This is a genomic window from Auraticoccus cholistanensis, assembly GCF_009742705.1.
Classification (GTDB): Bacteria; Actinomycetota; Actinomycetes; order Propionibacteriales; family Propionibacteriaceae; genus Auraticoccus; species Auraticoccus cholistanensis.
In genome coordinates, this window is the sequence record NZ_WPCU01000005.1 from 572,132 (window position 1) to 580,784 (window position 8,653).

Genomic DNA, 8,653 nt, shown 5'->3' on the forward strand with positions numbered 1-8,653 from the left:
GCCGTCCAGCCGGCGCGGCTGCACCAGCACCGACCCGGACGCGCTGCCCAGCCCGTGCTCGACGGCGTTCTGGCACAGCTCGGTCATCACCAGCGACAGGCTGGTGGCCATCGCCGCCGGGATCATCCCGAAGCTGCCCACCCGGCTGGCCTGCACCTGGCCCTGCGGGGCGGAGACGTCGCCGACGATCCGCAGCACCCGGTCGGCCACGGCGTCGAAGGCGACCTCCTCGTCGTAGCTCTGGCTGAGCGTCTCGTGCACCGAGGCGATGGCCGCCACCCGTGACATGGCCTCGGTCAGCGCCTCCCGGGCCTCCGGGGCCTGGATCCGCCGCGCCTGCATGCGCAGCAGCGCCGCCACCGTCTGCAGGTTGTTCTTCACCCGGTGGTGGATCTCGCGGATGGTGGCGTCCTTGCCCAGCAGCCGGCGCTCGCGCTCGCGCAGCTCGGTGACGTCGCGGCACAGCACCAGCAGCCCGTCCGGCTCGCCGTTGGAGATCAGCGGCAGGATCCGGGCCCGGAGGTCGTGGCCGGCGCTGTGGACGTCGAACTCGGCCGCCTCGGTGCCCGACAGCGCCGCACCGATCGAGCCGCTGGTGCTGGTGTCGCGGCGGGCCAGCTCGTCGGTGAACTCGAAGAAGTCCTCGTCGACGAGGTCGCCGCTGAAGCCCAGCCGGCGGTAGATGCTGACCGCGTTCGGGCTGGCGTAGGTGACGTCGCCGTCGGCGTTGACGCGGATCAGCCCGTCCCCCACCCGGGGGCTGTCGGAGGAGCTGCTCGAGGTGCCCGACATCGGGAACTGGTCGTGCTGGACCATCTCGCAGAGCACGTCGGCGATCTCGAGGTAGGCCTCCTCCAGGCTGCTGGGCGCCCGCACCCCCAGCTGGTTGGTGGAGCGCTCCATCACCGCGATCACCTCCCCGTCGTGGAAGACGGGGACGGCGACCACGTTCACCGGGACGCCGGCCTGCAGCTTGTTGTCGCTGGTGCGCGTCACCGTGCCGGAGAAGTAGGCCTCGCTGACCAGGTTCTCCGGCGTGTAGGCGATCAGGTCGCCCACCACGTCGTCGAACAGGCAGGTGGGGCCCGTGACCGGCCGCACCTGCGCGGCCGCCCACATCATGTTGGGGTCGCGGTCGGGCACCCACAGCACCAGGTCGGAGAAGGACAGGTCGGCGATGAGGTGCCACTCCTTGGTGAGCCGGCGCAGGTACTCGGCCTGCTCGGGGTCGAGACCGGTGTGCTCACTGAGGATCTCCGCCATCCTGGCCATGGCTGAACCCTAGTGGCGTGCCGGACCGTGCCCGTCAGCGGCGCCACGCATTTCCCCACCGCTGCGCGCTCTGGCACAATGGTCCACCGTGCCCGGCCGGGCACACCGGCCACGATCGGCCCCGCGAACGGGTGCCGGCCGCGCGACTGCTGGACGAGACAGGCACCGAGGAGGCACAGATGGGCAAGACAGGCCGCAAGCGCCGCGCCCGCAGGAAGAAGGGCGCGAACCACGGCAAGCGTCCCAACGCCTGAGGTCGTGCAGAGCTAGACGCACCAGGGCCCCGTCACCGCAACGGTGACGGGGCCCTGTCGTGTCCTGGCCTGGTGTGTCGTCAGGGGGCTCAGCGGGGCTCGTCGGCCTGGTCGGCGACCACCCGGAGCACCTTGAGCCGCAGCGAGTCGGGAGCCTGCTCCCCGAGGCAGCAGCGGCGCACCAGCTGCTTGACCGCCTCGGCCACGTCGAACTGGTCCAGGCAGGGCTCGCAGGCGGCGAGGTGCTGGCGGATCGTGTCGGCCGAGGCCTCGTCGATCTCGTGGTCGATGAAGACGTTGACGCGCTGCAGCACCTCGGCGCAGTGGACCTCGCCGTCCTCGCCCACCAGCGCGCTGAAGGTGTGCTCGACGTGCTGGTGCGCGTGTCCGGTCATCGGTGCTCACTCCCCGTCTGTGCCATGCCGAGCTCCCGGGCGTGGTCGGCGAGCAGGCCGCGCAGCTGCTTGCGGGCCCGGTTCAGCCGGCTCATCACGGTGCCGATCGGCGTGTCCATGATCTCTGCGATCTCCTTGTAGGCGAAGCCCTCGACGTCGGCGAGGTACACCGCCATCCGGAAGTCCGGCGACAGCTGCTGCAGCGCGTCCTTGACCGCGGAGTCCGGCAGCCGGTCCAGCGCCTCGGTCTCGGCCGAGCGCAGGCCGCTGGAGGTGTGCTCCGCGGCCCGGGCGAGCTGCCAGTCCTGCACCTCGCCCGCGTCGGAGGTCTGCGGCTGCCGCTGGCGCTTGCGGTAGCTGTTGATGTAGGTGTTGGTGAGGATGCGGTACAGCCAGGCCTTCAGGTTCGTGCCCGGGGTGTACTGGTGGAAGGAGGCCCACGCCTTGGCGTAGGTCTCCTGCACCACGTCCTCGGCGTCGGCCGGGTTGCGCGCCATCCGCAGGGCAGCGCCGTAGAGCTGGTCGAGGTACTGCATGGCCTCGGCCTCGAAGCGGGCCCGACGCTCGGTCTCGGACTCGGTGGCCAGGTCGACCTCGTCCGCCGTGGTGGGGACGTCGACCTCGTCAGGGGTGCTGGGGAGAGTCATCACGTACGACAGTACTGCCGAGCTCCCAGGGCCGCCCACCGGCGCCCCCCGCTGTGCCGGCGAGGGCCGGCGCTCTGTCACCATCACGTCCAGCAGAACGCCACCGCCGGCGCGCGGTATTCCCCTCCACCCCGCCCCCGGTGCAAGACTGTCCACCCCCGACGGCTCGCGAGGAGACATGGACGCACCGATCGTCACCGTGCTCAACGGTCCCAACCTCAACCTGCTGGGCACCCGTGAACCCGCCGTCTACGGCACCGCCACGCTGGCCGACGTCGAGCGGCTGTGCGCCAGCACCTGCGCCGAGCTGGGGCTGCGGCTCGAGTTCGCCCAGAGCAACTCCGAGGGCGGCCTGGTCGACCTGGTGCAGGCCTGCCGGGGGCGCTCGGCCGGGCTCGTCCTCAACGCCGCCGGCTACACCCACACCTCCGTGGCGCTGCGGGACGCCGTCGTCGCCGCCGAGCTGCCGATGGTGGAGGTGCACCTGTCGAACGTGCACGCCCGCGAGGAGTTCCGGCGCCACTCCTACCTGTCCGACATCGCGTCGGGGGTCATCGTGGGCTGCGGGGTGCTGGGCTACCAGTTCGCGCTGCAGCGGATCGCGGCCCTGGTGCTGCCGGCCCGCCCCGCCTGAGGCCCTCCCCCTCCGAGGCCGCCCGGACGCGGGCTCACGCCGCCGGCGGGCGGCCGAGCGCGGCGGCGACCGCCGCCAGCGCCGCCTCCTCGACGAGCTGGCGCCAGGCCGCCGCGTCCACCCCGGCCCGGGCCGCCGGCCTCAGGTCGTGGCCGGCGTCGGGGACGTCACGCACCTGCACCACGTCACCGGCCAGCGGGTCGGCGGCGCCCTCCCCCACCAGCTCCGCCCCGCCCGCCGTGACCGCGCCGCGGAGCTCCTCCGTGCCGCCGAAGGGGTCCCGGCTGCCCTGCAGCACCACCCTCGGCACCGCCGGGGCCAGCAGCTCGGGCAGCCGGGAGGTGTCGCGCCCGGGCAGGTGCAGCGGGAAGGACAGGCACAGCACCGCCGCCGCTCCCGTGACCGTCGCCGTCCGGCAGGCCACCCGGGCACCGGCGCTGCGGCCCCCGACCACCAGCGGCACCTCCCCCACCTCGGCCCGCAGCGGCGGCACCGCCTCCAGCCAGGCCTCGTCGAGCCGCGGCGGCCGGTCGGCGACCCGGCGCCCGGCCGTCCGCCACGGCTGCTCGAACCGGGCCACGGCGATCCCCCGGGCGGGCAGCCAGCGGGCCAGCCCGTGCAGGTCGCGGGCGTCCACCCCGCCGCCGGCCCCGTGGCCCAGCAGCACCAGCGCCACCGGGGCGGTGGCCGGCGGCAGGTCGAGGAACCAGCGGCCCGGGCCCTGCCCGGTCGTCACCGCCAGCTCGCCGCTCACAGCAGCCGGTCCTGCTCGGCCTGCGCGGCCGGCTCCTCGTCCAGCGGGGTCAGCAGCTCGGGGCCGTCGTTGCGGACGTTGCTGACCAGCGGCACCACCGCGTAGGCCTGCAGCAGCTCGGCCTCGGTCACGCTGAGCAGCTCGTGCGCCGCCCGGGGGTCGGTCAGCGAGGGGTCCAGCCAGGCGTCGCGGGCCGACTCCGCCACCACCATCGGCATCCGGTCGTGGATGTGGCCGACCGCGTCGGTGGCGGTCGTGGTGATGACCGTGCACGAGACCACCCAGGCGGCCGGGTCGTCGGGTTCGGCGGAGGGGTCGCGCCAGAACTCGTAGAGACCGGCCATCGACAGCCGCCGGCCGTCGGCGCGGGAGATGAAGAAGGGCTGCTTGCGGGGCTTGCCGCCCGCGGCCGGCTCGGAGGTGTACCACTCGTAGTAGCCGTCGGCGGGCAGCAGGCAGCGCCGGGTGGCGAAGGCGCGCCGGAAGGCCGGCTTCTCGGCCACGGTCTCGACCCGGGCGTTGATCATCCGCGCGCCGCCGGACACGTCCTTGGACCAGCTGGGCACCAGCCCCCAGCGCAGCGGGCTCAGCCGGCGCCGGACGTCCCCGCTCTCCTTGTCCACCCGCTCCAGCACCGCCGGCACCGGGTCGGTGGGCGCCACGTTCCAGCTCGGGCCGCCCCACGCCCCGGTGACCTCGTCGACCTCGTACTCCTCGACCAGCTCGTCAGGGTTGGCCGTGGCCGCGTACCTCCCGCACATGCCGCCACGCTAGCCCCCGCCGCCGACATCCGCAGCGGAGGCCGCCGACCCGCCCGGAGCGGCCCCGGTGTGGCTGGCGCGGGGCCGAACGGGTAGAAATGCCCCATGAGCCTGCCTCGATTCGCCGCCCGGTCCATGCTGGCCAGCCTGTTCGTGTCCCGCGGGGTGCACGCCGTCCGGCAGCCCCAGGAGCTCGTCGCCGTCGCCGAACCGGTGACCGACCGCCTCGTGCCGCTGGCCCAGAAGTACGCTCCCAGCCCCGTCGGCTCCTACATCCCCACCGACACCACCACGCTGGTGCGCCTCGGCGGGCTCGGGCAGGTGCTCGGCGGGCTCGCGCTGGCCACCGGCAAGGCGCGTCGGCCCGCCGCCGTGCTGCTGGCGCTCTCGGTGGTCCCGCAGCTGCTGGCCACGCTCCCCTTCGGCCGCAACCGGGCCACCGACGACGACGGCCGCCAGCGCCGCGAGTTCGGCACCAACGTCGCCCTGCTGGGCGGCGTGCTGCTGGCCGCCCAGGACACCGAGGGCAAGCCCAGCCTGGTCTGGCGGGCCAACGCCGGCGGCGAGAAGGTCGCCCGCCGCACCCGCAAGGCCGGCCGCAAGCTCGCCAAGCAGGCCGCCGCCGCCAAGAAGGACGCGAAGAAGGCGGCCAGGCGCGTCGAGAAGAAGTTCGACTGAGTGATGACCCCAGGACGCGGGACGAGGGCATGGACGACCCGGCAGCGCAGCTGAGGCGGGAGACCGGGACGACCCCGGCCGCGCCGCGACGGGCGGCCGGGGCGTGGCCGGCCCCCCGGGCCGAGGAGCGCGTGCACGCGGTGGTGTCGGTGCCGGGCTCGAAGTCGGAGACCAACCGGGCGCTGCTGCTCGCCGCCATCGCCGACGGGCCCTCCACCATCACCGGCGGGCTCGACGCCCGCGACACCCAGCTGATGCGCGACGCGCTGCGGGTGCTCGGCGTGCAGATCGACGACGACGGACCCACCTGGCGGGTGACCCCCGCCCCGCCCGGGTTCGAGATGCGCGGCACCATCGACTGCGGGCTCGCCGGCACGGTGATGCGGTTCGTGCCGCCGCTGGCCGCCGCCACCGCCGGGCAGGTGCTCGTCGACGGTGACGAGCAGGCCTACGCCCGGCCGATGCGACCGCTGATCGACGCCCTCATCGACATCGGGGCCCGGATCGGCGAGGACGTCACCGGCCTGCCGTTCACCATCACCGGCCGCCCGGACCTGCCCGGCGGTCCCGTGGTCGTGGACGCCTCCAGCTCCAGCCAGTACGTCTCGGCGCTGCTGCTGGTCGGGCCCCGGCTGCCGCTCGGCATCGACATCCGCCACGTCGGCGCCACCCTGCCCTCGCTGCCGCACATCGCCATGACGGTGTCGATGCTGCGCGAGCGCGGCGTCGAGGTGGACGACTCCACCCCGCACCGGTGGGTGGTCCGGCCCGGCCCGGTGGCCGCCCGGGACGTCACCGTCGAGCCCGACCTCAGCAACGCCGCACCCTTCCTCGCCGCCGCGGCGATCACCGGCGGCCGGGTCACCGTGACCGGGTGGCCGCGCGAGACCGACCAGCCCGGGGCGCTGCTGCCAGGGCTGCTGACCGACCTGGGGGCGGAGGTCGAGCTGGGCGCCGAGGGGCTCACCGTGACGGGCACCGGCCACCTGCGCGCGATCGACGTCGACCTCTCCGCCGCCAGCGAGCTGACCCCGGTGGTGGCCGCGGTCTGCGCCCTCGCGCCGGGGACCAGCCACATCCGCGGCGTCGCCCACATCCGCGGCCACGAGACCGACCGGCTCGCCGCCCTGGAGGCCGAGCTCGAGCGGCTCGGCTCGCACGTCGACCAGACCGCCGACGGGCTGACCATCCACCCGCGGCTGCTGCACGGCGGCACCTTCCGCACCTACGCCGACCACCGGATGGCCCACGCGGGCGCGCTGCTGGGGCTGATCGTGGACGACGTCACCCTGGACGACATCGCCTGCACGGCCAAGACCATGCCGCAGTTCCCCGAGCTGTGGCTGGACATGCTGCACCAGAGCGACGAGTGGCTGGCCGCCCAGGTGCGTCCGGGAGCGGACGGCCCGGGAGGATCGTGAGGAACCGGAGCGGCATCCACTCCGACGACCACGCCGGCTTCGACCGTCCCCGGCGCCGCACCCGGCCCCGTACCAAGGACCGCCCGGACTACTCCGACGCCGAGGTGGCGACGGTGATCACCGTCGACCGCGGCCGCTACCGGCTGCGGCTCGGGGACCGGATGGTCTCGGCCACCAAGGCCCGGGCGCTCGGCCGCGCCGCGGTCATCGTCGGGGACCGGGTCCGGGTGGTCGGCGACACCAGCGGCGAGGAGGGCACCCTGGCCCGCGTCGTCGAGGTGGTGGAGCGGCGCACCGTGCTGCGCCGCACCGCCGACGACGACGACCCCTTCGAGCGTCCGGTCGTGGCCAACGCCGACCAGCTGGCCATCATCACCGCGCTGGCCGACCCGCCGCCCCGCACCGGGATGGTCGACCGGATCCTGGTCGCGGGCTACGACGCCGGGCTCGACCCGCTGCTGGTGCTGACCAAGGCCGACCTCGCCCCGGCCGACGAGCTGCTGGCGGCCTACCAGCCGCTGGACGTGCCCGTGCTGACCACCCAGCCGGGATCCGACCTCGGCGAGCTGCGGGAGCGGCTGCACGGGCGCACCACCGTCTTCGTCGGGCACTCGGGGGTGGGCAAGTCGACCCTGGTGAACGCGCTCATCCCCGGCCTGGACCGGGCGGTCGGCGAGGTCAACGCCGCCACCGGGCGCGGCCGGCACACCTCCACCTCCGCGGTGGCGCTGCCCCTGCCCCACCTCGACGGCTCCGCCGGCGAGGCCGGCTGGGTGATCGACACCCCCGGGGTGCGCTCGTTCGGGCTGAGCCACGTCACCCCGGCCCGCATCGTGGCCGCCTTCCCCGACCTGGCCGAGAGCACCGAGGAGTGCCCGCGGGGCTGCCGCCACGACAGCACCGCCGTCGACTGCGGGCTGGACCTGGCGGTGACCCGGGGACGGCTGGCCCCGGCCCGGCTGCAGAGCTTCCGACGCATCCTGGACGCGCGGCTGAGCGCCGAGGCCCATCCCTGAGCGGACCCGATAGCCTCGCGCCATGGTGCCGTCCCCCTCGCAGAACCTCACCGACGACCTCCGGCTGGCGCACCTGCTGGCCGACAACGCCGACTCCATCACCACCAGCCGGTTCCGCGCCCGTGACCTGCGGGTGAGCGCCAAGCCCGACATGACCGAGGTGACCGACGCCGACGTGGCGGTCGAGGAGGCGATCCGCCGGACGCTGGCCAAGGCCCGCCCCCGGGACGCGGTGCACGGCGAGGAGGGCCAGGACACCGGCTGGGGACCGCGCCGCTGGGTCGTCGACCCGATCGACGGCACCCGCAACTTCGTCCGCGGGGTGCCGGTCTGGGCCACCCTCATCGCGCTGATGATCGACGACGAGGTGGCCCTCGGCGTGGTGAGCGCCCCCATGCTCAACCGGCGCTGGTGGGCCAGCCGCGGCGGCGGCGCCTTCGCCGGCAAGTCGCTGATGTCGCCCAGCCGGATCTCGGTCTCGGAGGTGTCCTCGATCAGCGACGCCTCGCTGTCCTACAGCTCGATCGGCGGCTGGATCACCTCCGGGCACGGCCAGCCCTTCGTCGACCTGCTCCGCGACTGCTGGCGCACCCGCGCCTACGGCGACTTCTGGAGCTACATGCTGCTGGCCGAGGGCGCGGTCGACATCGCCTGCGAGCCCGAGCTGGCCCTGCACGACATGGCGGCGCTGGCCGTCATCGTGGACGAGGCCGGCGGCCGGTTCACCAACGTCGCCGGCGAGCCCGGCCCGGTGGGCCCCGGGGCGTGCGCGACCAACGGCGTGCTGCACGAGGCCGTCGTCGGGCGGCTCAACCCCACCG

Annotated in this window: 11 protein-coding genes; 6 read left to right on the forward strand and 5 right to left on the reverse strand. The window is 74.4% G+C overall.

Annotated elements, in window-relative coordinates:
- Positions 1 to 1,272 (reverse strand): histidine kinase N-terminal domain-containing protein (locus tag GC722_RS08560; RefSeq protein WP_231747551.1); only part of this gene is annotated, 1,272 nt, incomplete at its 3' end.
- Positions 1,273 to 1,451: 179 nt separating this feature from the next.
- Here GC722_RS08560 and GC722_RS19485 point away from each other — a divergent pair.
- Entirely contained in the window at positions 1,452 to 1,526 is a 75-nt protein-coding gene (locus GC722_RS19485) for a 50S ribosomal protein bL37 (protein WP_369797015.1), read from the forward strand.
- Positions 1,527 to 1,615: 89 nt separating this feature from the next.
- Here the strand turns inward: GC722_RS19485 and rsrA are convergent, their stop codons facing one another.
- Positions 1,616 to 1,921: a mycothiol system anti-sigma-R factor gene (rsrA, locus tag GC722_RS08570; protein ID WP_156609519.1), complete on the reverse strand. Its 306-nt coding sequence runs from the start codon at positions 1,919 to 1,921 to the stop codon at positions 1,616 to 1,618.
- Entirely contained in the window at positions 1,918 to 2,568 is a 651-nt protein-coding gene (locus tag GC722_RS08575) for a sigma-70 family RNA polymerase sigma factor (protein WP_156609520.1), read from the reverse strand. The genes rsrA and GC722_RS08575 overlap by 4 nt, the downstream gene beginning before the upstream one ends.
- A gap of 178 nt (positions 2,569 to 2,746) precedes the next feature.
- Between GC722_RS08575 and aroQ the strand changes: the two genes are divergently transcribed.
- Complete coding sequence (aroQ, locus tag GC722_RS08580) at positions 2,747 to 3,202, forward strand: type II 3-dehydroquinate dehydratase (protein ID WP_156609521.1); 456 nt, start codon at positions 2,747 to 2,749, stop codon at positions 3,200 to 3,202.
- A 34-nt stretch (positions 3,203 to 3,236) separates the two neighbouring features.
- On the opposite strand, the gene GC722_RS08585 is transcribed toward aroQ, so the two are convergent.
- Together GC722_RS08585 and GC722_RS08590 are read right to left on the reverse strand one after the other, a co-directional pair.
- On the reverse strand, positions 3,237 to 3,956 hold the full coding sequence (locus GC722_RS08585; RefSeq protein WP_156609522.1) for an alpha/beta hydrolase family protein: 720 nt from the start codon (positions 3,954 to 3,956) through the stop codon (positions 3,237 to 3,239).
- The gene (locus tag GC722_RS08590; RefSeq protein WP_156609523.1) at positions 3,953 to 4,717 is read right to left on the reverse strand and encodes an SOS response-associated peptidase; all 765 of its coding nucleotides are present in this window, start codon (positions 4,715 to 4,717) and stop codon (positions 3,953 to 3,955) included. The genes GC722_RS08585 and GC722_RS08590 overlap by 4 nt, the downstream gene beginning before the upstream one ends.
- 105 nt (positions 4,718 to 4,822) lie before the next feature.
- Between GC722_RS08590 and GC722_RS08595 the strand changes: the two genes are divergently transcribed.
- The 4 genes from GC722_RS08595 to GC722_RS08610 all read left to right on the forward strand — a co-directional run.
- Positions 4,823 to 5,395: a DoxX family membrane protein gene (locus GC722_RS08595; RefSeq protein WP_156609524.1), complete on the forward strand. Its 573-nt coding sequence runs from the start codon at positions 4,823 to 4,825 to the stop codon at positions 5,393 to 5,395.
- 29 nt (positions 5,396 to 5,424) lie between these two features.
- Positions 5,425 to 6,816 carry a 3-phosphoshikimate 1-carboxyvinyltransferase gene (gene aroA / locus GC722_RS08600; RefSeq protein WP_156609525.1) on the forward strand — a complete coding sequence of 464 codons (1,392 nt, stop codon included), beginning with the start codon at positions 5,425 to 5,427 and terminating at the stop codon, positions 6,814 to 6,816.
- Positions 6,810 to 7,832: a ribosome small subunit-dependent GTPase A gene (gene rsgA / locus GC722_RS08605; RefSeq protein ID WP_408609307.1), complete on the forward strand. Its 1,023-nt coding sequence runs from the start codon at positions 6,810 to 6,812 to the stop codon at positions 7,830 to 7,832. The genes aroA and rsgA overlap by 7 nt, the downstream gene beginning before the upstream one ends.
- 22 nt (positions 7,833 to 7,854) lie before the next feature.
- Positions 7,855 to 8,653, forward strand: a 799-nt coding sequence (locus GC722_RS08610) for an inositol monophosphatase family protein (protein WP_156609839.1), incomplete at its 3' end; no start/stop codon positions are given.

Coding starts and splice junctions, on each gene's coding strand:
- rsrA (WP_156609519.1), bottom strand. CDS start 1,921: ATGACCGGACACGCGCACCAGCACGTCGAGCACACCTTCAGCGCGCTG.
- GC722_RS08575 (WP_156609520.1), bottom strand. CDS start 2,568: ATGACTCTCCCCAGCACCCCTGACGAGGTCGACGTCCCCACCACGGCG.
- aroQ (WP_156609521.1), top strand. CDS start 2,747: ATGGACGCACCGATCGTCACCGTGCTCAACGGTCCCAACCTCAACCTG.
- GC722_RS08590 (WP_156609523.1), bottom strand. CDS start 4,717: ATGTGCGGGAGGTACGCGGCCACGGCCAACCCTGACGAGCTGGTCGAG.
- GC722_RS08595 (WP_156609524.1), top strand. CDS start 4,823: ATGAGCCTGCCTCGATTCGCCGCCCGGTCCATGCTGGCCAGCCTGTTC.
- aroA (WP_156609525.1), top strand. CDS start 5,425: ATGGACGACCCGGCAGCGCAGCTGAGGCGGGAGACCGGGACGACCCCG.